The sequence below is a fragment of the Parabacteroides sp. AF17-28 genome, assembly GCF_003479205.1.
Taxonomy (GTDB): Bacteria; Bacteroidota; Bacteroidia; order Bacteroidales; family Tannerellaceae; genus Parabacteroides; species Parabacteroides acidifaciens.
Window position 1 is genome coordinate 174,605 of the sequence record NZ_QUGV01000001.1, and the last position, 20,735, is coordinate 195,339.

The 20,735-nt window shown below is 48.2% G+C and carries 22 protein-coding genes; 1 reads left to right on the forward strand and 21 read right to left on the reverse strand.

All coding sequences use genetic code 11. From position 1 onward, the window contains the following. Positions 1 to 43 precede the first annotated feature (43 nt). The 19 genes from DWW90_RS00815 to DWW90_RS20470 all read right to left on the reverse strand — a co-directional run bounded on the left by DWW90_RS00815 (position 44) and on the right by DWW90_RS20470 (position 17,400). Positions 44 to 907 (reverse strand): D-Ala-D-Ala carboxypeptidase family metallohydrolase, encoded by an 864-nt coding sequence (locus DWW90_RS00815; RefSeq protein ID WP_122343632.1) that lies wholly within the window; start codon positions 905 to 907, stop codon positions 44 to 46. Positions 908 to 931: 24 nt separating this feature from the next. Next, positions 932 to 1,129, reverse strand: coding sequence for a hypothetical protein (locus tag DWW90_RS00820; protein WP_122343633.1), 198 nt, complete (start codon positions 1,127 to 1,129; stop codon positions 932 to 934). Between the two features lie 48 nt (positions 1,130 to 1,177). Then, the gene (locus tag DWW90_RS00825) at positions 1,178 to 1,624 is read right to left on the reverse strand and encodes an HU family DNA-binding protein (protein WP_115500811.1); all 447 of its coding nucleotides are present in this window, start codon (positions 1,622 to 1,624) and stop codon (positions 1,178 to 1,180) included. A 325-nt stretch (positions 1,625 to 1,949) separates the two neighbouring features. Then, the gene (locus tag DWW90_RS00830; RefSeq protein ID WP_122343634.1) at positions 1,950 to 2,462 is read right to left on the reverse strand and encodes a GNAT family N-acetyltransferase; all 513 of its coding nucleotides are present in this window, start codon (positions 2,460 to 2,462) and stop codon (positions 1,950 to 1,952) included. Between the two features lie 8 nt (positions 2,463 to 2,470). Further along, on the reverse strand, positions 2,471 to 2,629 hold the full coding sequence (locus DWW90_RS20590) for a hypothetical protein (RefSeq protein WP_167451715.1): 159 nt from the start codon (positions 2,627 to 2,629) through the stop codon (positions 2,471 to 2,473). 116 nt (positions 2,630 to 2,745) lie between these two features. Then, on the reverse strand, positions 2,746 to 3,231 hold the full coding sequence (locus tag DWW90_RS00835) for a hypothetical protein (protein WP_122343635.1): 486 nt from the start codon (positions 3,229 to 3,231) through the stop codon (positions 2,746 to 2,748). Positions 3,232 to 3,292: 61 nt separating this feature from the next. Then, entirely contained in the window at positions 3,293 to 3,502 is a 210-nt protein-coding gene (locus tag DWW90_RS00840) for a hypothetical protein (RefSeq protein WP_199659199.1), read from the reverse strand. A gap of 248 nt (positions 3,503 to 3,750) precedes the next feature. Continuing rightward, positions 3,751 to 4,026 (reverse strand): HU family DNA-binding protein, encoded by a 276-nt coding sequence (locus tag DWW90_RS00845; RefSeq protein WP_122343636.1) that lies wholly within the window; start codon positions 4,024 to 4,026, stop codon positions 3,751 to 3,753. Between the two features lie 9 nt (positions 4,027 to 4,035). Further along, on the reverse strand, positions 4,036 to 6,114 hold the full coding sequence (locus DWW90_RS00850) for a DUF4906 domain-containing protein (protein ID WP_122343637.1): 2,079 nt from the start codon (positions 6,112 to 6,114) through the stop codon (positions 4,036 to 4,038). A 21-nt stretch (positions 6,115 to 6,135) separates the two neighbouring features. After that, positions 6,136 to 8,136, reverse strand: a complete 2,001-nt coding sequence (locus DWW90_RS00855) for a DUF4906 domain-containing protein (protein ID WP_122343638.1) — start codon at positions 8,134 to 8,136, stop codon at positions 6,136 to 6,138. Between the two features lie 4 nt (positions 8,137 to 8,140). Next, entirely contained in the window at positions 8,141 to 9,208 is a 1,068-nt protein-coding gene (locus DWW90_RS00860) for a hypothetical protein (RefSeq protein ID WP_122343639.1), read from the reverse strand. A 44-nt stretch (positions 9,209 to 9,252) separates the two neighbouring features. Continuing rightward, positions 9,253 to 10,290, reverse strand: a complete 1,038-nt coding sequence (locus DWW90_RS00865) for a fimbrillin family protein (protein WP_158582778.1) — start codon at positions 10,288 to 10,290, stop codon at positions 9,253 to 9,255. 16 nt (positions 10,291 to 10,306) lie between these two features. Next, complete coding sequence (locus DWW90_RS00870) at positions 10,307 to 11,431, reverse strand: fimbrillin family protein (protein WP_122343641.1); 1,125 nt, start codon at positions 11,429 to 11,431, stop codon at positions 10,307 to 10,309. Between the two features lie 31 nt (positions 11,432 to 11,462). Beyond that, positions 11,463 to 12,503 carry a fimbrillin family protein gene (locus tag DWW90_RS00875; protein WP_158582780.1) on the reverse strand — a complete coding sequence of 347 codons (1,041 nt, stop codon included), beginning with the start codon at positions 12,501 to 12,503 and terminating at the stop codon, positions 11,463 to 11,465. Positions 12,504 to 12,507: 4 nt separating this feature from the next. Beyond that, on the reverse strand, positions 12,508 to 13,491 hold the full coding sequence (locus tag DWW90_RS00880) for a fimbrillin family protein (protein ID WP_158582782.1): 984 nt from the start codon (positions 13,489 to 13,491) through the stop codon (positions 12,508 to 12,510). Between the two features lie 34 nt (positions 13,492 to 13,525). Continuing rightward, positions 13,526 to 14,626 carry a fimbrillin family protein gene (locus tag DWW90_RS20460; protein ID WP_158582784.1) on the reverse strand — a complete coding sequence of 367 codons (1,101 nt, stop codon included), beginning with the start codon at positions 14,624 to 14,626 and terminating at the stop codon, positions 13,526 to 13,528. A gap of 466 nt (positions 14,627 to 15,092) precedes the next feature. Further along, the gene (locus DWW90_RS00885) at positions 15,093 to 16,025 is read right to left on the reverse strand and encodes a site-specific integrase (RefSeq protein WP_199662153.1); all 933 of its coding nucleotides are present in this window, start codon (positions 16,023 to 16,025) and stop codon (positions 15,093 to 15,095) included. A 170-nt stretch (positions 16,026 to 16,195) separates the two neighbouring features. Next, a complete protein-coding gene (locus DWW90_RS20465; RefSeq protein WP_158582786.1) occupies positions 16,196 to 16,783 on the reverse strand; it encodes a PDDEXK nuclease domain-containing protein in 588 nt (195 codons plus the stop codon). Then, on the reverse strand, positions 16,780 to 17,400 hold the full coding sequence (locus tag DWW90_RS20470) for a DUF1016 N-terminal domain-containing protein (protein WP_158582788.1): 621 nt from the start codon (positions 17,398 to 17,400) through the stop codon (positions 16,780 to 16,782). The genes DWW90_RS20465 and DWW90_RS20470 overlap by 4 nt, the downstream gene beginning before the upstream one ends. Before the next feature lie 438 nt (positions 17,401 to 17,838). Here DWW90_RS20470 and DWW90_RS20475 point away from each other — a divergent pair, with 438 nt between their 5' ends. Then, the gene (locus DWW90_RS20475; RefSeq protein ID WP_158582790.1) at positions 17,839 to 17,997 is read left to right on the forward strand and encodes a hypothetical protein; all 159 of its coding nucleotides are present in this window, start codon (positions 17,839 to 17,841) and stop codon (positions 17,995 to 17,997) included. A 138-nt stretch (positions 17,998 to 18,135) separates the two neighbouring features. Here DWW90_RS20475 and DWW90_RS00895 read toward each other — a convergent pair whose 3' ends face one another. Both DWW90_RS00895 and DWW90_RS00900 read right to left on the reverse strand, forming a co-directional pair. Continuing rightward, positions 18,136 to 20,268: a tetratricopeptide repeat protein gene (locus tag DWW90_RS00895; protein WP_122343645.1), complete on the reverse strand. Its 2,133-nt coding sequence runs from the start codon at positions 20,266 to 20,268 to the stop codon at positions 18,136 to 18,138. Positions 20,269 to 20,402: 134 nt separating this feature from the next. Continuing rightward, positions 20,403 to 20,735: an acetyl-CoA carboxylase biotin carboxyl carrier protein subunit gene (locus DWW90_RS00900; protein ID WP_115500551.1), complete on the reverse strand. Its 333-nt coding sequence runs from the start codon at positions 20,733 to 20,735 to the stop codon at positions 20,403 to 20,405.

Here is a 20,735-nt window from a genome sequence, read left to right on the forward strand (position 1 = left end):
TCCTAAAAATTAATCAGGATGCAAATTTAGTATTCTTTTTTTGTTAAACAGAACTTTTAGGAAAAAAGTTTCTGCTCCGCAACCTTTTATAAAGAAAGACGCCCAGGACAAACAACAGAATCCCTCCACATACAAAGTAACCGGGCGGACGGATCGTCCGGCGGGATTCCGCCCGGACAGCGGTCATCCCAACCTGCCGACCCATATAATCATGCAGCTTTCGTACCACCACTTTGCCGGTATCGATAAGCTGTCGCCGGTGGTCCACCTGCAAGGTAGTGACTGACTGCGGGTACTGCTTGCCGGCACTGTCCGGCGCGGTGTAGACAACCTGACGTATATTCCAGACTGCCGTATCGACCAAATGGATATCCCGTTGACACACCTCGGTCCCACGCGATGAAAACCGGACAGAATCGATACGGATGGTATTCTCCCGGCGCAGACTTTTCCGGCTTCCTCCACAGCCCGACAATAAAAACATCAACACCAAAAGCCGCAAAATCACCTGCATCCGGTTTGCCCCGGACCGCTTCAGCGACAAATGCAGGAAATTCCGTTTCCGGTAATGAATCGCCTGGTCAAACTCCAAACCCGACCGCCGCAGAAGAGCTAAAAGTTTCGCCACATCCGGCACATAACAATCCGCCGCCTCCCCTTTCGTATGCTGGCTGTCCGGCACTCCTCCGACCAACCGGTTCACCTCTTTACAACGATAACCGCTTGTCACCACGATCGGCCCGCCATACAATCGGCGAAGCGGTTCCAGCAAAGCAGTAGCCAAATACTTCAACGCCTCGCAAACCTCCTCCGCCGGCCTGTTGTCAATCCCATTCTCCACCGCAACCCGGCTATAACTCATCTCCTCCAACGTAAAATGCTCCCCCAATCTATCTCCTGTTTCCATATTTTTATCTCATATTATTAACTCTCAACTCTTAACTTTCAACTTATAAGAGTAGTCCACCCCAAACAGCGCCCCCGCAAACGTGCAGATCTCCCCGAAAGCCACCAACACGCTGCTATCGACCATCCCCCGCGGATCAATCCAAAACCCGCAAAAGAGCAAAACAATCCCGCTCATAGTGAGCAGGATTGCCATTGTCAACTGAACCGTCAACCTCTTCATGAATTATGAATTTTGAATTATGAATCTTCAAACTTTCAACTTTCACCTCTAAAGAATTCCCGGTCTGTCCTCCGGCTTGTTCACCGTACCGGAATCATCTGTTTCCGGCGTAATCCGTTCGAAACTCGTAAGGCTTTTCATGGTGCGCAAAGCCCTTCCGGGAAGGAAACGAACACGAGGTTCGCGGATCAGTCCCGTACTGAAATCACCGGCACCCACAACTCCCGTTGATCCGAAATTCAAACGGAAAGTACCCAATTCACCCACACTCACACGACGCCCGTTACGCAAATGACGGGCCAGAACCACATTTACACGATCCAGTACAGCTTTCACACCGGCACTACCGGCAACCGTACTGTCCCCGACCTCATCGATAAAGTCTTCAAACGTAACCAGGTCCCCACTGATCATTTGCGCATACAACTTTTCAGGAATATCTTCCTGATCAACACCTAAATTTCTTCTCTGAACCAATTTGTACTTAAGAGCCATAATCTTTAAATTTTAAATGATTAATAATTTGTTTTTGATCACAATGCAAAGATAAAGCCCTCCAAAATCCAGCTTTCCCCGTAATAGCAACACACACCTACCCGAGTCAGCACAGAGTACCAACCATTTAAGCCCCCCTGTAAGCGATCTACAGGAGAAGTCTCATTCTATTATAGTAAAAGGATTTGCCGCTTATTTAACTTTATACAACGTGTGCGGCCGCAAGGAAGTCCGTTCAGCCTTGACTTTTTGAAAATAATATCTATTTAATGCCTTGATAAAATGGAAAAGACAAGAAGTTATCGCTTCTTTATGAGGAAAGAAACTACTTAATAAGTTGTATAAGGTCAAAATACATAGGGAAAGTATCTTCACAAGATTCATTCACAAGAGGTCGGAAACCATTTTTCTCATAAAAAGATACAGCCGAATGATAAGCATCCACTGTTAGAAAACGGGTTGCTGATACAGACTGATGGTTGATGAGCATTTGCTTGACAGCTGAAACAATGTCAGTACCAATACCTTCACCACGATGGGAAGCCGCTACGCCTAATCTACCAATTTTAACAGCAGGATAACTTCCCAAATGCTTTTGGTGCGGAAATGCTCTACGAAGTTTTCTCCAAAGATTCTTATCCATAGTTGTCTGGGATATTTTATCATTAAGCAAACTGAAGAAAGCGATCGTTTCCTCATCGTCTTCCCATATAAAAGTGTTGGCTATCAACTGCTCTTGATAAAAACGGGCATCTTCCAACAAAAAACCATTCAAATCATCGTCTCCGCAATTGAATGGTTTTATAATCTCTGTGTCTTCAATCTTAATCAGTCTCATCAAGGAAGTCACATCATAAACGTTGCTATTTTCTTCAATTTCTCATAAGCAGCCTTAATTCGCTGCTTTTCCTGTTGGGAAGCAGGCTTAACGTCCTGCATGGATTCCAGAAACCGCTTAGCATCTTCACCAAACAGTATCGGGGTTTCTTTAATCGGTCTTGCCATATTGCTTTCTCCTTTCTATTTAATACTGTTCGCAAAGGTAAGCTATTTATCTTTTATCTCCAACACAATCACTTCAAAGTCGTTCAATCTCCACCTTTAAATCATCATTTTATAATTCATAGATTCAGACATCCCGGCTCATTATCCAAACGAACCAGGTCCATCAAGTCGCAGAGGTCGTCGGTTGTGGCGGAGTCTTTGCGCAGTTTGTCGCTCAGGTAATCTACTGTTTCGGGGAAGTCGAAAGCGAGGAGCAGGCAGAAAGACAGATGCCTGTACGACGGGACGCCGCCGTTGCCTTTCCCTTCCGATAGCGAGAGCAGTCGCCGAAGTAAGACGGGTTCGCGGAGGATGTAGACCAGCGAGCCGAACACCGTGTGCCGGCGCAGGTAGTCGGCTGTACGTTGCTTGTCGTGCAACAACAGGTTTGTGAGAAATGTACGGTAACTTTTTGCAAGCGTGTCCCACTCCGTAAAAGCGGCGTCGTAGGCCGCCTTGTAATAGAAGGGCTGCTTTTCGGCGGGTAATGTACTCAATTTAAGGTTAAACTTCTTGACCGAAGGGATTTCCTTTCCAAATAAATCTTTTAAGTCTTGATACATAGAACGGGAGCAGAAGATTCTGATTTTCCCTCTGCGCCCGAAAAGCCACCGGACAGATCGGTTATAGCTTTCGCAGTGGTTGAAAGAAACGCTCCGTCAAACGCAGTTCTTCTATTACGATTCCGGCCGCAGCTTTCATTTCCTGAACGGCAGGAAGACAGATTCCGTAGCTGGTGGCCAGTGCGCCGGGGAAGACAATTTCCACCATATAATGGTCTTCCGGCAAAACCATCGAAACCGACAAGATGTGTTTTTCTCCGTATCTATCCATGCGATTTAGTGCAGATTATTTTGATATTGTTTTGAAATGATAAATGATGATTTATCGGTGTGTCGCTATGTTTGTATTACCGGACGCAGATTTCGCAGACGACGCAGACGAACGCAGATCATTAATTGTTTTAAAAGAAAATAAGTCTGCGTTCCTCTGCGTTATCTGCGCCCGTCTGCGTCCGGTAAATACGAGCAAACGCACCGATAAATCAGCATTTGCTCCTTCGTCTTGTTAGCGCTAACTATTCAAGGATTTAGAATTTTCATCAACCCCTTGCCCGGCTTGAACTTGACGATGGTACGGGACGGTATATGGGCTGGGACGCCTGTGCGCGGGTTACGACCGGGGCGGCCGGGCTGTTGCCGGCAACTAAACAGGCCGAAGTTTTGCAGGCAAATGGAATTGCCTTTCTGAAATTCTTCGCTTAATACCTCGCACAGGGTGTCGAGGTATTGTTGCGATTCTTTACAAGTAATTCCCAACCGGTGGGAAAGGGTTTGTGACAGTTCTTTCTTATTCATTATTGTTTGTTAATTCGTTGTTTTTATTTTTACGCAACGACCAAGTAAGCCATCATTAGGTCCACGATAGTTTTGTTTACCTTGGCTACTGTCATTATATTGATTCTGGTATCCCCCGTAAACATAAACATTGGTTTTTTCAGTATTCTGAAAATTCGAACACCAGTAAATTCCCAAATGACCGCAAGCGTATCCTGCTCCTGATGATACATGCCGGTATCCCACGTAAGGCCAGAATAAGTTTGTCAAATTGTTGGCAAATGCCGCGTTCTTATCCAACTGACCATTATTGGTCTTGTATGTTACACTTGTTTTCGTAGTAAAATTCGCCACTGCACCACTCGGAGGAATACACCAACCCGCCGGACATGGATCAAATACGGTTTTATTAGGATAATTCCATAATTCTTTTTTATCTACACTCCAATTCTTTAAAAAGAAAATAGGGTTACTTATCGCATTTTCAATACCATTACCCGAAATTCCCGATGCATAAATACGGTTTCCGTTGGCATCATAAGTTGGCGTAATCGTATTTATAAGGAGAGCAGTGCTCGCTATCTGATCACCCGGAAGAAACGGGTCTTTTCGTCCCCACTGATAAATCATGCCGAACGAATCGAAACCCGGTTCATTCGACAACGCTCCGATCCCCCGGTCCATCCAGACATACTTTTCCCACATAAAAACTCTGCTTTTACCGTCGTTGGTCAAGCTAATTTCCTGATTAGTATTTTCTGAAATATTTTTAATCTTCTCGTCTACATCATCCAATGTATAATCCGTTACCCAGATATGCCAGCTCCATAATATCTTATTCTCTTCGTCATAAGCGGCAATCAAGGCGTTCCCTGTCATATTGGCTGTCTGTATCCGGTATTCCCCACTGGCGCTCAAATGATAGATTGCCCGGATTAGTCCCGGTTTGGTTTGCCAGACGATCTCGGCACGGGCGATGTTGCACTTATCCTTAGAACCTACCCGGTCGAGATAGACGATTGTTCCCGACACGTCTGCACCCGGCGGATTATGCGGGTTAAAGGTCAGGAAGGAGTTGGGTTTGACCATATAACAGTTGGCGCCCGGCAGAGAGGCCGGGATATCTTTGACTTCGAGGCGCGAATCGTTCTTCCCATCCACACCGGTTATTTTCAAGTTGACGGTGTACGATTTATTTCCTTCTATATCAAAGTTATCAGTGTTGTTATTCCCCGGATATAAAGTATAGTACACTCTTTTTGCGTCAGTGTTGTTATCTGCATTCGGATAGTAATTGGCTTCAAGGTAGACGCAAGTACAATAATCATCCGGTTTATTGTTGTTTTTATCTTTTGCACCGTTTACAGTGGCAGTGCTTTTCCCCCGCCTGTTTTCCGGAATATACCAGGTGTAACCTTTATCTATATTGCTGACAACCGGTTCCAAGTCGCTATATAGTTCGCTGCTTTGAGCCGGATGAGTCCCGCTTACCGGAGCTTCCAGACAAGCATCGGTCGGGACTGATCGCAATTGCAGCCAGAGCGGTTCAAACCGGGCACCAGACGGCAGGCTGGTCAAGTCTATTTTGAAAGCAATCTTAGCCAGCCGGCTGGTCAGGGTAGCAGCAACGGAGGTTTCTTTTTTAATTACGGTCAGGCAGCTTCCAGTCATCAGGATGTTTCCACCCATCTCAGAAGAAGGAATTACTGTTGCTTTGAATGTTTTCAATGTGCCGTTGAAGTTACTGAACGTCTTACCGGCATTGGCTATAAAATAGAGGGTTTGCTGCTTTTCCGCATTCTGTGGCTGCATCAGTCCGACCTTTAAACCTTCCAGTGAAGATGGATTTTGGAACGTGCGGACAATCATGGTTGGAGCGTCATCCCCCTCCCCATCAAACTGGATCACCGTCAGGTCCTGGATTGTCGATTCCTCGGCAGTAAGGTCGGTTCCCCGTGTCGATCTTTCGCCTCCAATACGGGCGACTTGCAGGCTGCAGGTGACCTCAACTGATACGCCCTTCACGCTCTGCAACTCGTCTTTCTCCGCGCAGGCGGTGATCAGGGTTGTCCAAATAGCTAAAAGCCAGAATATATTCTTTGTTTTCATCCTGTTATTTCATTTTATCGGTTATTTCACTTTTACACAACGTACGGAACCGCCTAAAGAACCGACAATAGTGTTGGCAACGCTTCCGCTCGAACTGGTGATTTTATAAGTATAGGGTGTTGTACTTGCCCATTCGGTCGACCACATATATGCATTGCCTGTATCAAAAGCGATACTGTTATTTAGAGCTCCCCTTGGGAACCAGGAATAGACACCCGGACCGACGGTCCATACAGTTCCGTAGGGATTGGCTGTGTCCCAAGCCATATTACCTCCACTCCCCCATTTATAAGCCTCCCAGGCAACCTTTGCCGGTACCCGCCATCCGGCAGGACAGGGATCGAATACGGTTTTCGTATTAGGATCCCAGAGGTTGGTGATAGCAGCTGATCCGCCGTGCCAAGTGCCTGATTTACCACTTTGTTGTTGGAAAAAGACTGTCGGATTCTTGACAGACACGTCGAAGTTCAAAGCGTTTCCTTTATCAGCAGCCGTAATCACGCTACTAATAGCCGAGTTCTGCGTCTTGTCATAAAACGGGTCTTTCCGCCCCCACTGGTAGTAGAGGTTACGGTTCTTGTCCTCACGGTAGGTGTTCAGGGCACCCAGGTTACGGTCCATCCACTCATACGTATTATGATTGTTATCTGTCTGGGTGTGTATATATCCGTTTGTTCCCGTTCCGTCCAGTACCTTGGCGTAGGGCGTCACCCAGATATGCCAGCTCCAGAGGATCGTCGTCCCGTCGGCTGCGTATGCAGCGATCAGCGCGTTGCCGTCTACGCCTTTGGCATTAGGCACGACGCGCACTAACCCGTCGGCAAATATGACATCGATCAGGTTCTCCGCCGTCTGCCAGACCGGCCTGACATCCGCGATCCGGCTGTACTGGTTTTCGATCACCTGGTCGGCATAGACTATTTCAGTCCCGGCAACATCCGTACCCGGCGAATCGTGCGGATCGAACGTCACTTCGCTGCCCGCTTCCGGCGCAACGACAAAACAGTTGGCCGACGGGCTGACCGTCAGGTTGCGCGTCGACACATTCGCATCGAAGCTGTTGACGCCACCCACAACGGGCAGCATCTCGTAGCTGTAATTACGGCTTACATTATAATGATCATCCTTTCCGGGATAGAACTTATAGGTAACCAACTGGTCCTGCATATTGGGGGCTTCGTAGATGCCGGAAAGCTCCACATAAGTACGGAAGTCGTCACTGTAAGAGCCATCAGCCGCCGCCGTCCGCACGTTTTGCGGGATATACCAGGTGAAGCCCTCCTCGATTTTGTCGATGATGGAGGTATAGTCGGTGAAATTTTCGGACGTTTTTTCCGGATAGTCGGTCGCCTCCGTGATCCCGTCGGCATATTTCAGCACTTTCGGCACGTTCCGTAAGCGGAGGCTGATAGGGGTAAAACGGGCCTCGGTCACCTCTAACTTCTTCGTATAGTTAAAATGAATCTGTGCAACCAGCCGTTTCAGTATGACCGGATGAGTCTGCTCGTCATCCACACCTTTCACCGGCACATACCCGGCGCCGAGCATCAGCTGGTTTTCGCCGTTGTTCGTCTTCTGGTCGAAAGGGATGGTTAGAGCCTTGAAATCGCCCAATGTCCCTTTATAGTCCTGGAACATGGAACCGGCATTGGCGATAAAGACCAGATATTGGGTGTCTTTAGTCGATGCCTTCAACCCGATCAGGTAATAACCTTTAGCGCCTCCATCTACGTCCGTCTCCGGTTCGGGGTTACGCAGGTAACGGGCGGTGACGCATAAGGCATTATTTTGTTCTGTTACATCCGTTACGTTCTTATCGAGGTCGAATTGCAGGACCGTCAGATTCTGCAATGTGTTTTCGTCCGCCCCCTGATCGGAAGCGGCCTCTACCCCAAAACGGATATAGGTAAGGCCATCCGGCAAGACTTCGTCCCTTTTTTCCGGGATTCCGTCCGCCGAACAGCCGACCAACATCCCGATCTCCATCAGGAATGCTATCAGTATATATAAATTCGTCTTCATCTTATTATATCGTCATGTCTAAATCAATATCGTCATCCCACTGGTTGATCTTTATCGTATGGCTTACCGTTTGTTCGCCACTGCCCGTTGTACTGTTGTCCGTGACAGTTGTCCAGGGAGCAACGGTGATGTCGAAACGGACGTAATCCCATCCGTAGTTGACCTCAAAGTTGTAACGTTTGCCGGGGTCGAAAGCCAAACGGTTGATCTTGGCGTTCAATGTTATCGTCTCTTCCTCTCCGTCCGCAATTGTCCCGTCTTCTTGCTTTACCTTTTTTTTGACCGCTACCGTGATTACCGCTTTGAATGTACTCTCGGCCTTCGGAAAAACCACCAAAGGCGTTTTCTGCGTATTGATATAACCCGGGCCCTTGTCTACTTGCGACCCAATGGTAAAAGCATCGGTTCCGCCGATCGTCAATGTTCCGAATTTATCCGCTGCATCGGCAGCAGGTATCACGAGCTTATTGTCCGGCAGCAGGTAGTTTTCCTCCCCTTCCGCAACCTGTACCATTCTGTCGATCTCGATGCTCTGGACGGCAAACGAGGCGACCGAGTCGACCTTTTGCGGAACCACCTGCACGGTAAAACTGATCTGCGAGGCGAGATGGTCAAGGTTCGCCAGCTGGATTGCAGTAGTCGCAGCAGCCTCTACCTGCGCCCGGGTGACAGACCCCAAGGCGTCCACCCCCTGCTGTATATGCCCATGTTTGCCGTCTTTTCCAGTACCCGTCAACACCTGCCGCGGCGTCATGGCGCAAAAGTCGTAGGTGCCGACAGAGAGGTACATCGCCTCGCTATCGGTTTCATCAAGCGTCAGACTGCCGCTCGTCACCTTATAGTTCCTTGCCGCAACCAGGTTATGGCTGTTCGGATCATAGGCCGCAATTGTCAGTTCCGTCCCGTCCGCCACACCTGTCGCCCCATCCGCCCGCGTCGGCGTAACCCCTGCCAGCATAAAGCTGACCGGCCATGCCTCCCCGTCATTTTCCCCGCGTCCGGCATCCACTTTATCGCATCCCGCAAGCAGCAACAACAACGCCAACAATCCTATATAAAATTCTCCTTTCATATCCAATATTTATAACTTTCAACTTTCCCCTTTCAACTCTCCCCTCACTTCGGGTCCACCTCAATCACCTCATCCACCCCGATTCCTTCGCCCGATGTCCAGGGATTTTGAAGAAGTGAGGTGTTGAAGGTGACGGCTTTACGTGAGATTTGGGCTGCAAATTTGTATTCCGACCCGCCCTTCAACCCGCCATCCGGAGCGGTCAGCACGGCCGTGTACCGTTTATTGGCATGCGTACCGCTTGCCGTGAACTGTATGCCCGTAAAATCGAATTGCAAGGGAATCTGTGCTTTCCCGACAACCGGAAGCAGGATAAAGGAGACGGTAAATTCCGTATCGCTACCTTGCGTTTTGGAGGCCGCCTTCACCTGTCCGTTAGCCTTGTCGAGGGGCGTACCGCCTGTAACGTCTGCCTCAGCCCCCCAGTAGATCATGTCGTTATGAGTACCGGCATCCCATGTCTTCGACAAGTCGATATAACTTCCCGTGCTGTCGATCGGAGCGATGGAGGCCGTCAGGCCGGTAGCGGAGACGTAGCCGTCTGTGCCGGCCGGTTTCACCGTCAGCACGACACGGGTGGCGATATGGCGAAAGGTCAAAGGGATAGGACTGCCCGCAGAGCCTTCCACTTTATGCGAATCGCTTACTGCCATCAGGTAATCCACCCCGTTTTGCAGGGTGACAGTCCGGTTACCGGTTTCCATGGCAGGCGCCAGGAGACTGGCGTCGTTGCTCGACAGGGCGTAAAAATTATACCCTTCCCCAACCGGCAGTTTCATTTCACCGCTAAGCGGGACGAGGTTGCACGTATTGTTTTCCAGATGGAACGTGTACGAGTTCGAATAGGCATATTTTTCCGCCTCCGTAGGGGTCTTTCCCTGCCAGGCATATACGGCGACATGTCCGTTTGCGGTTAAGCCGTCCGTACCGGAGTCCGCCTTGGTCTGCCCGTCAACCGCTTGCGAGGCGGTGAAACGGACGGCGGCGTACCCCTCTTCTACGACAGGCAATCTGTCATCCGACCCGCTACAAGCTGTCAGCAGGCTGGCGAGGCACAGGATATTCAATATGCTGTTTTTCATATTCATTGAAATAACTTTAAGGGGTTGTTGAATCACCCGTTGGAGTCGTATCGGTTATATTTCCCACTTCACCACCGGTTCCGGTGTTCCACGGGACTACCGTCACGGTCGAGAACTTGATTTCCGTCCCGGAAAGAGTCAGCGTGTACTGGTTGCTCGTCCCCGCCAGCCAACCGGCGGAGGCATCGAGTTCACCGGTATAGGTATGGGTAAGAGGTTGGGCTTCGGAGCCACCGACAACCAAATTACCGATCTCTATTTTAATTCCCATTTTTTGGTTTGTCGCTTTGGCAAGCGGCAACAGATGGCAGGTGGCAACCTGGTTGGCAGGGGTCGTACTGCCGTTCGCAACTGTGCCGGAGGTGACAACCGACATCTGTTTAAAATCGGCCGTGTCGGCACTCCCCGGAGAACCTGACAAATAGTTTCCAAAACGTATTTCTCCGTTGAATAAGTGCATCTTGGCATTCTCTTCTGTGGTTGGCCGGATGGTTACCCTCGCAAGGTTAAAATTTTGGGCGGCATCATTACTTCCGGCATGGGCGCCATCTCCGAAGATGATCGTCAGTTGCACCTGCGTACCTGCGTGTCTGAACGTCAGGGGAATTTCCGCTTTTTCCGTACCGAACGCGATCTTTTGCTCCGGCACGGCAGCGTACAGGTAATCGATTCCGTTTTTAGCGTCAATTGTCGTATCGTCATCAGTCGGAACTCCATCCGAGGCCTTGTCCGTAGGAAAATCCGGGACAGCAGTTCCCGCACTATTGGTCGACACGGCATAGAAGTTGAAGGTTCCCGAGGGAAGGATCATTTCGGAACCAGTACCTGATACCGGTGCGGTTGGGGACAAACTCTGGGTGCCGCCGTCAGCGGCTGTGGCTACCGTATAGTCGTTTGTCGCGGTGGCCTTGGTCTCCCCCGCCTTTTTCCGGTAGGCATAGATACGCACCTTGGCATCAGCGGTGAGCTTATCCGTACCGACAACCACCCCTTCCGTACGGGTGGGGATGGCGGAACTGAAGAAATGGACTTCGACCGGACCTTCCGGTACCGGCTCGTCCAGCAGCTTCTCCCCCGTGCATCCGCAGCTCAGGCCGATGACGGCTATTAATATCTGTATGATTCCTGTCTGATGTTTCATCTTGTTCCCTCTTATAGTCTATTTCATTTTCCTAATAATCTTCTTCTATGCTACTATCCGGCAATTCCCCCGGTTTTATATCCCAGGAGGTGACGCCCAACCGTATAAACCCGATCTCGTTTCCGGTGATGTTGACCGTGTAGTTATACTGCTTCCCGGAGACGAATCCGCCCTCCGGAGTGATGATATCTGCCGTGTAGAGCTTATCGGTTTGCGGAGCCAGCCCGTTGAAGGTGATCGACGGGAAGACGATGCGGACCGGCAGTTTCTGACCCGCTGTCATCGGCAGCAGGATGCAACCGGAGGTAAAGCCGTTTGTTATGTCGCCTGCGCTTTTTAGAGTAGTGTCGGCTGTTGCAACCGCATATTGTCCGATAACAGGTGTAGCCCCCAATATGATCTTCGAGCCTGCCGGGTTGGTCAGCCGCAGGGTAACGGCTGGCGCTTCAGCGGCAGTGATCTTATCGTCGCCGCCTGTGCCCGTCACCGTGATCTGTATGCGGCTGGCAAGACGGGTAAATGTCAGGGGTACGTTTTGTTTCTCTTCCGGCTTTGACTCTATTTTTTGCGTCACGGCACAATAGAGATAGTCGGTGTTGTTTTTAAGTTCATTTGTTTCCGCAGATGTCTCACTTGTCAGTGCAGGCGGAACCGTGTCCCCGGCGGCATTGACCGAAAGGGCATAGAACGTGTAGGTTCCGGCTGCCAAGAGCATCTCTTCTCCACCCCCTTTTACCGTCAGGCTCCCGTCCCCTCCTGCGAGATAATCCCGGCAGTCCTGCGGCGTGGCACCGACACTACCGGCTTCCGCCTGTTTATAGGCCCGGATCGTGACGTTTACATTCTTCCGGAGTGTCTGTGTCGTGGCCGTTTCCCCCGGTGTTTCCGGTGTACCTTCATCCCCTGCCTTTGTCTCGACTAAGTCGATCCTGCCGCTAAACGACACGGCGATCTTTTCCTCCGGCAGAACAGGAGGAATCTCTTCTTTCAGAATCTCCTCCCCGGGGGAACAGGAGAACAAAAGAAGAAGGGCCAATAGCGGGCCGGCGATTATGGATGGATGTTGTTGCACGGTTTTAATTGTTATCCGGTTCTATCGGGGTTAAATTTCCATCCTCGAGTGTACCGGTTCCCCATGCCGCTACCGTTGCACCCGTAAAGGTGATACCGTTGGCTTTCAGGGTGGCCGTGTAGGTATATTGATTACCTCCGACAAAACCACCCGTCGGATATTTCAGATTTGTCTCATAGGTTCGTTCTATGGCCGTGGATTCTCCTGTGTTCTTTACCTTTATTTTCAAGGTTACTTTGGGAACAGGGCTACCATTATCAACTAATGGAAGCATGATACAAGAAACAGAGGCTTTTACTCCACTTGTCTTGTCTATTGCAGTTGTCATATCGGCAATTAAAGAAGTAGAAAGACTCGTTGCAGACGTTATTGTTCCATCCGATAGCGCCATCTTACATGTAGAACCCGGATCCGGAAGCGTCATTTTTGCGGGAGCGTCTGTCGCCCAACTATCTATCTCAATCCCATCTCCCCCGACTATATTAATAATAATACTTACGGCCTTTCTTACAAATTCCAACTCGACGTTTTGTGCTTCAGCTGTACCTTTTATTGTCTGCTGCTTTTTCACATGAAGATAATTAACTCCGTTACTCAAGACATTGGAGGTAACACCTGCTGAAAAACCTGAAAAGGAATTGGATTTATCTTCAGAAACAGCATAAAAGTCATAGTCGCCTTTTGCCAGATAGATAGTATTTTCACCAAGAGTCAGAGTACCATCATCTCCTACTGTATATTCTTGACTTTTGAGAGTTGTCGCACTTGTGACATCATCATTTTTTTTATAAACATAGACTGTTACCTTTGCATCTTTAGTCAAATAGGTGGAGGTAGCCTTCGTTTGTGTTAAGTCAATCCCGCAACTAAATGTGACAGGATATAAAGTATTATCGTCGCTTGTGCCCGGTATCTCGGTCGCTTCCTTGGTGCAGCTTGCGGCGCTAAGGAGAAGAGCCGCAGTTAGTAAAATGTGATTTGTTTTCATGTTCGTTGTTGTTTTATTGATTGCTGTTAATAATTTATTTATTTGAGGGTATAAAATCCAAGTCGCCGCCGGAGACGTCCGTCCAGCCGGTAACGGTCGCTGTGATCGTGATCGACGGCTTTTCGCCCGATGGATCGTCAGGATCAACAGGGTCGTCCGGGACAACAGGGGGCTTGACCGGGGGAACCGGGATATCCGGATAGTCCGGGTCGTCAGGATCATCTGGAACTGGCGGGTCCGGGTCGTCCGGATTATCCGGATTGATCGGAAGGTCGGGCGAGCCGACGATAATGTCGATATTATAGGCGACATTCCCTTCCGAGCCGTCTCCGCTAAAATGAACGGCAAGGCCGGTGTACACCAAATCATGCTCCGGGTTACCGTCTTTCGACAGGATGAGGTCTACCGTCAGCTCCGTACGGGGCTGCACCAACAGGTTGCCATTAAATGCACTGGACGCAGAAATCTCCATACCGCCTTCCGCTCCGGCTTCATAGAGCACCAGTTTCGGAGCATCCGCGCCGAACAGCAACTCACCGCTCGCCAGGTCGAGACGCGCCGCTTCCGAAGAGCCGTTAAGGCCGAGGGATTTCAGGTAGTAAGTCTCCGGGCGGTCTTCCGACAGATAGACCTTTATTTTTAGTAATGCCAATTGATGGCGGAACAAGAACGGCTCTGCTTGCTCCTCGAAAGGTTCTACAAGCGAACCGGACTGCGCTTTCGCCGTTATGACATCGGTCTGCCCATCCAGATAAAAGTCCACAAAACCGTCCGTCGCGGGAGCTTGCGGATAGTAACCGGTCAGATGTAACGCCGAACTGTCTGCCGGATAATAACGTTCCGGCACAAAACGGATTTCATGCCCGGTAGCGACAGCCTCCCATATCTCATCGTATTGCGCCGGACTATTCCCTTTGGCAATATAGAGGGCGGTACTGTCGAAACTTTCTATTATCGAACGGCTCATAAGTTGGGTATGCAGGCGGATAGGGACTGCGGCCACCGGTGGATCGGGATCAGGGCCAGGCGGCGTGGGAAGACCCGGCGGTACAGGGTCGTCCGATTTGCAGCAGCTTAAAACAGAAAAGCTACCGATCGCCATTACATATAATAATATATCCCTAATTTTCGTCATATTCGTTTTTCTACTTTACCCCTTTGATTTTCATGTTTCATGCACCTTATTTATGAAATAAGGATATGGCTTTGTTCTTATTTATGAAATAAGAGAAAAAGAGAGAACTAAGAGGTTTTCTTGCCTATAGCTAACAGCCTCCAATTGTCAGAATAGCTCATTTAAGAGTAGAAAAAGAGAAGACTCAAGATAGAAAGATTGAGTTGATTTTGTTAAAACTCATTAAGGACATGGCTATTCTAAGCCTCCCATGTACCTATACCTCGGTTTTCGGAAAAAGAAAGCCACAAATTCGACTTTTTTAGTATTATTCCAATCGAATAGTATGTTTTTTCATCAAATTACACGAATCTATTTGGTTTTCATTGTTTTTATTGTAATCTTTGCAGAAGATTTATTCTAAAAACGAAAATAAACAGACATAAAACGCTGTAATATAGCACAAAACGACTTGATTTACCTTATTTCATAAATAAGGTTTCCTCCATTTTCCTACCAGTTTTTCGACCCTGTGTGATACTTTTTCATTCGCTTTAATGATCTCTTCCGGGGCAAGACGCGCCAGGTAATTACGGGTCATTTTCTCCGTCGTATGTCCCAATGCCTGACTGATCACACTGATCTCGACGTGGCATCTATAGGCTTCCGAGGCCCAGGTATGCCGGAACACGTAGCTGGTTAGCGGCACGGCAAGTCCCAACAGGCGGCCGATCTCTTTCAGATGCCGGTTATGAAGGGCCAAAGCGGCTTTGTAGGTCTCATGGCGGGCATCCGCAGGCAAGACCGGGAAAAGATACACCGAATCCGGACGGGCATACCGTTCGATCAGTTGACGCATCCCCGTATTGATACCGATCTGGATCAGCACCCCCGTTTTCCGCCGCCGGTAAACGAGCAGCCGCCCTCCATCCTGGATATTCTCGCGTGTGAGGTGCACTAAGTCCGTAAACGGCATCCCGCAGGCCATAAAGCTGAACAGCGCCAGATCAACCGCCCCGGCCAGCTCCGGCTTTCCCCGCAGGTTCAGCCCGGCAATCCTCTCGACCACCTCGACCGGCACAGCCCGTTTTTTCGTCTCCTCCCGTTTCAGCCGCAACCCCGCAAAAGGATTCTCCTTCCAGCGGCCCCCCGCCTCCCGGCAGGCAGCGTTATACATCGCCCTGAGGCTACTCATATAACTGTTCACCGTATTCACCCGCAGCCCTTCCTTCCGAAGCGCCGCCCTGAACCCCGCAACCCTTGCCGCCGTCACCTCCTGCAACAGCAGCCTCTCCTTCATACAATACCGTCCAAACCGGTTCCGCACCGCCCTGTACAAGTCCGCCGTACTCTCAGCACCCGCCTCCCGCTTGCGCCTTTCCAGCAATCGCATACTTTCACTAAAATCACTTTTTCGCATAATCCTTTATCTATCTGATTAAAAATGATAAAGGTACAACAGATAAGAGAGGGAAAATTAGTTAAAAAATCGTGATTGATTGAGGATTTGCAGTTGTTGTTATTGTTGTTGTTTGTTTGTTAACTTTGCACTATTATATCGTTATGATAACTCAGAAGATGAAAATGATGTTATCTTGTATTCTTTTCTGATGAGTGTTTTCTCAATTCAAATTCAAGCAATTTGATGCGCTCTTGCAGTTGTTCCACTGTAGGCAATTGCTTTTTCATTTCTTCTATCTGGACATCCGAATAAGTAGATACCCCTATGGGGGTGTTTACACCGCGAAAAGCATACTGTACTTCTGTGGTATTCATATCACTACAAATAAGAAGGCCAATGGTAGGATTGTCGCTGTCATTTTTCAGTAGGTCATCCACAGCACTGACGTAGAAATTTATCTTACCTGCAAATTCAGGTTGGAAAGCAACGGTTTTCAACTCAATAACTACATAACAATGCAGGTGAATGTGGTAGAACAACAAATCTATACGACGCGAGTGCCCGGCAATGACCAATTCTTTTTGTCTGCCGACAAAGGCAAAGCCTGTACCTAATTCTAAGAGGAAACGTGTCATCTGTTCACAAAGTGCGTCTTCCAACTGCTCCTCCTTATATCCTTCTGGCAAAGAAATAAATCCAAAGTCGTAATTTTCCTTTGTCATTTCCTGTGCAAGACCGGCCTGCAGAATCGGTAAGAACTCTGAAAAATTGGTCATTGATCCTCCCTGCTTATGATATAGGTGGCTTTCATATAGCGTTGTAACACGGTACGGCTCCAACCTTGGTCTATTGTCCGACACAAGTAAAATGCAGCCTCTTCTATGGATTTACATCTCTTTATGATTTCCACATGATGTCCCCAAGGTACATAGGCAAACAATTCGGGAAACGGAACACCCTCTACCACATTTGCTTCATGAATGACATTACCCAATTGGTTAAGCCTTTCATTTGACTGATTGTCAATATTTAGCAATTCTTGAACGGGCTGTTCAAGTTTCTCGGCGTAGAAGAGATACCAACGCTTCATAGCCCATAGATTATCCGCCCCAAACCCTTTCTCGCCAGGGTATCTGCTTTGCAAGTCAAGGCTCAGTTGCTCCACTACACCCGCTCCCCATTTTTCCTCAGCCTTACGCATCACGAGATCACGACCGGTCTGCCAATTCCATAACAGTTTTTCCCCGTTAACCTTTACCACAGCCCGGGTCCGTGCCCTTTCGTAACGACTTCCCAATTCATCAACCCAATGTATATATTCCTTATCCAAAATCACATCGTGACTTTGGGTAATATATGTCTGTTCTTGATTGGATTTATTCTTATTCATCATCAAAACCTCCTGCAAATTATCGTGTTAGAATCTCGTTCAACAATCCGTCCGTATCTTGCTCAATACTTCGGATATCAACTTCTATGTCTTTATGTAAAATTACAAAGATATGTATTGCCTTCAACAATCCGAAATTTTTTACGGCAATTGCTTAATCAAAAGTCTGATCATTCAAAATACATCTAAATTAAGATGCGCCATTGTCGAAATTACGTTTTTTTACAATAACCCCCATTTTTCTATTTCACCACAAAAAAGGCACTGTTCCAGTTTGACATTTAGCTGCCGGAACAACGCTTTTTATGACATACGGGCAAACGGGTTGCGCAGCTCGTTTTAATAGCAGGACAATTGTCAAGCCATAATATATTCCTGCTGACATTCCGATAAAGCTTAACTCTCGGAGAGTCGAATATTTGAAACAACAAAGGGGAGGATATGGAAATATGGGAAGGAGCAGAAGATGATTTCGGAAGGAGCCGGCACCTCATTTCCATGAAGCCGGACTTCATCGCGCTGACCCGGAACTTCGTTGCTCTGAAGTCTGACTTCATGGGTGACGAAGGTAAACTTCAGAGCGATGAACCGATACTTTAGGGGAATTTTCTGCGCACCTCGCGGCAATAGACTGGAAACTGACCTGTTTTTCACATCGGGCGCAAGCTTCGGTAAGGAACTTCACGGATGCCCCGCGAAGGGATTTCAAGACGTTTTTTACAATAAGCCCCCATTATTTTAATTACTTGTCATGCGCTTGATAATGCTGTATGCATTGATGATCCCCAGCTCGCCGGCTTTACTCAGGTCGGCGATACCGCGATTGGCATCTCCCTGTGACAAACGTGCCAGGCCACGGTTGAAATAGGCTTCTGCAAATTCCGGATCACGTTGGATTGCCTCGCTGTAATCCTGGATGGCAGCCCGGAAGTCACGCTGTGCGCAACGCAGGTTTCCACGGTTGAAATAGGCATACACGAAACCGGGATTCAGTTTGATTACCATATCGTAATCCCTGGTAATCATTTCGTGTTCATAGGCGCGTTTATTATCTTTCAGCGAGATTGAAGACGGGTCGTTCGTAGACGGGGTACGGGTTGTCGTCGAGCTCTTACCCATATTCAGATTCATGCTCATGGTCGAAAAATCATCCTGTGAACTTGCAGCCTGGGACAGGTTGTAATCGAGCTGCTTATAACGGACAACCGCCCGGTTGAAATAAGCCATGGCAAAGTCCGGATCCTGTTCGATCACCTTTGTATAGTCTTTCAGCGCTTCGGAAAAGTCCTGTACAAGCGTAAAGTCTAATGCACGGCCGAAATAGGCATCCACATCGTTCGGATTCTTGGCAATCTTGGCCGAGAAATTATCGATAGAAGCAAAATGCACGGCTATCTGATCTTCCGTCAAGGCTGCCTCTTCATTCGTGATACGCAGTTTACGATCCAAAACCATACGGGCATTGTAAGCCTCTATCATCTTATCATAGTAAACCAGATTCTTTACCTGGTCTATCTTTTCGTAATAGGTCAGGACAAACATCGGTTCCAGGTCTACCCGTACGTTGCGGTCTTGTACGCGTCCGCGAATTTCGCTATGATATTTCGTTTTGCGTTCCTCCTCCTTATCATAAACGACGAGACGGTTAAACTTGTCGATATTCTTATCCGATTGTTCGCGCGTATTCTCATCTTTACTGTCAGGCGCCGGATCAGCCGTTTTATTACCGGTATTTTTATTGCCGTTGGAAGCAACTGCATTTCCTCCTGCATTATTTTCATTTTTCTTCTGCTGCTCCAGGTTGTAGGCAGTCCAATAATCGCGATCGGCGCCGGCCTCGTCATGCATTTTCCGTTTCACTTCCGAACGGCTCATATAGCCGGCTATGAAGTTCGGGTATTGTTGCAAAACGACATCGAAATCCTTCACGGAGCCAGAATAGTCGCCCGTTTCATAACGGAGCAATGCCCGGTTATAATAAGCCATATAGTTATCCGGTTCCATCTGGATCACCACGTCGAAATCCTCGATAGCCCGGTTATTGTCTCCGATCTGGGCACGAAGCAATCCACGGTTGAACCGTGCAATCAGGTTATGGCTGTCGATGCTGACCACCTGGTCATAATCAGCCATTGCGCCACGCAGGTCTTTCAGTTGGTAACGGACCAGACCTCTGTTAATATAGTAACCGCTCTCACGGGTATTCAGGCGGATTGCCTCATTCAGGTCGGCAAGCGCGTCTTTCAGGTTATTCATCTGATAGAGCAGGATGGCACGATTGCCATAGGCGGGAGCATAGTAAGGGTCCATCTGGATCGCCTTGTCATAGTCGGCAAGCGCCTTTGCCGTATCGCCTTCCTCGGTGTACATGGCTCCGCGCGTCAGGTAGTTCATTGAATATTTAGGATGGGCAGCCATCAGCTCTTCAAAGGTTTTCTCAGCCGCCTTATAATCCTTCTTCTGGATATTGGCTACAGCCATATTGACCAGCATCTGGCGGTCTTCCGCCTTAAATTCCAGCCCTTTCTTGTAATCTTCTATCGCTTCGTCAAACTTCTCCTGGCTCTGGCGGGCAATGCCACGCGCATAATAGGCTTGTACCAGGAAGGGGTTTCGCTCGAGGCAAAGCGTACAGTCTTCCTCGGCTCCTTTGTAGTCGTCCAGGTTGATTTTCGCCACGGCGCGATAGAAATAGGGTTCTGCCAACCAGGGTTTCGACTTGATTACCTGATTGAAATATTGTATGGAAAGAACGTAGTCTTCAAAATACAACGCATTACGTCCGACAGTCAGCACACGATCTGTATTGATTTGTGCAAACATGACTAATGAACATAACTGAAATATAAGTAAGAGAATTGCTTTCTTCATCTATATTAATATTCAACATTGATCGCAGGCAAAAGTAAGTAAATAATCTTAGCCTTTAAAACCTATACATAAAAAAAGCTTTCACAGACTGCAAAACAGTGTGAAAGCTTTCTATTATTTATAAAGCAATTTAATTACTTCGGCTCGATCTTCACCATCAAATGGTCTTTTGGGATCTTATCACCTTCCTGTACACCCAATTCAATAATCGTACCGGATATCGGAGCGACTACGCGGTTGTACATCTTCATCGCCTGGTGGATCAAAAGCAACTGGCCGGCTTCGACCTCCTGCCCTTGCTGAACTTCCAGTTTGACGATCGTCCCGGGAAGATGAGAAATCACATCACCGATAAAGGGCTTGTGCCACATTTTACGGTTTTTATATTTTGTAGTCAGCGTCGTCTTATACTTACGGGCCGTTACTACAAAATCTACATATTCGTTATCTTTCTCTTTCTTTTCCAT

Bases quoted from the DNA above. Each gene is read 5' to 3' on its own strand.
- DWW90_RS00815 (WP_122343632.1), bottom strand. From the start codon at position 907: ATGGAAACAGGAGATAGATTGGGGGAGCATTTTACGTTGGAGGAGATG.
- DWW90_RS00820 (WP_122343633.1), bottom strand. From the start codon at position 1,129: ATGAAGAGGTTGACGGTTCAGTTGACAATGGCAATCCTGCTCACTATG.
- DWW90_RS00825 (WP_115500811.1), bottom strand. From the start codon at position 1,624: ATGGCTCTTAAGTACAAATTGGTTCAGAGAAGAAATTTAGGTGTTGAT.
- DWW90_RS00830 (WP_122343634.1), bottom strand. From the start codon at position 2,462: ATGAGACTGATTAAGATTGAAGACACAGAGATTATAAAACCATTCAAT.
- DWW90_RS20590 (WP_167451715.1), bottom strand. From the start codon at position 2,629: ATGGCAAGACCGATTAAAGAAACCCCGATACTGTTTGGTGAAGATGCT.
- DWW90_RS00835 (WP_122343635.1), bottom strand. From the start codon at position 3,231: ATGTATCAAGACTTAAAAGATTTATTTGGAAAGGAAATCCCTTCGGTC.
- DWW90_RS00840 (WP_199659199.1), bottom strand. From the start codon at position 3,502: ATGGATAGATACGGAGAAAAACACATCTTGTCGGTTTCGATGGTTTTG.
- DWW90_RS00845 (WP_122343636.1), bottom strand. From the start codon at position 4,026: ATGAATAAGAAAGAACTGTCACAAACCCTTTCCCACCGGTTGGGAATT.
- DWW90_RS00850 (WP_122343637.1), bottom strand. From the start codon at position 6,114: ATGAAAACAAAGAATATATTCTGGCTTTTAGCTATTTGGACAACCCTG.
- DWW90_RS00855 (WP_122343638.1), bottom strand. From the start codon at position 8,136: ATGAAGACGAATTTATATATACTGATAGCATTCCTGATGGAGATCGGG.
- DWW90_RS00860 (WP_122343639.1), bottom strand. From the start codon at position 9,208: ATGAAAGGAGAATTTTATATAGGATTGTTGGCGTTGTTGTTGCTGCTT.
- DWW90_RS00865 (WP_158582778.1), bottom strand. From the start codon at position 10,290: ATGAAAAACAGCATATTGAATATCCTGTGCCTCGCCAGCCTGCTGACA.
- DWW90_RS00870 (WP_122343641.1), bottom strand. From the start codon at position 11,431: ATGAAACATCAGACAGGAATCATACAGATATTAATAGCCGTCATCGGC.
- DWW90_RS00880 (WP_158582782.1), bottom strand. From the start codon at position 13,491: ATGAAAACAAATCACATTTTACTAACTGCGGCTCTTCTCCTTAGCGCC.
- DWW90_RS20460 (WP_158582784.1), bottom strand. From the start codon at position 14,626: ATGACGAAAATTAGGGATATATTATTATATGTAATGGCGATCGGTAGC.
- DWW90_RS00885 (WP_199662153.1), bottom strand. From the start codon at position 16,025: ATGCGAAAAAGTGATTTTAGTGAAAGTATGCGATTGCTGGAAAGGCGC.
- DWW90_RS20465 (WP_158582786.1), bottom strand. From the start codon at position 16,783: ATGACCAATTTTTCAGAGTTCTTACCGATTCTGCAGGCCGGTCTTGCA.
- DWW90_RS20470 (WP_158582788.1), bottom strand. From the start codon at position 17,400: ATGATGAATAAGAATAAATCCAATCAAGAACAGACATATATTACCCAA.
- DWW90_RS20475 (WP_158582790.1), top strand. From the start codon at position 17,839: ATGGAAATATGGGAAGGAGCAGAAGATGATTTCGGAAGGAGCCGGCAC.
- DWW90_RS00895 (WP_122343645.1), bottom strand. From the start codon at position 20,268: ATGAAGAAAGCAATTCTCTTACTTATATTTCAGTTATGTTCATTAGTC.
- DWW90_RS00900 (WP_115500551.1), bottom strand. From the start codon at position 20,735: ATGGAAAAGAAAGAGAAAGATAACGAATATGTAGATTTTGTAGTAACG.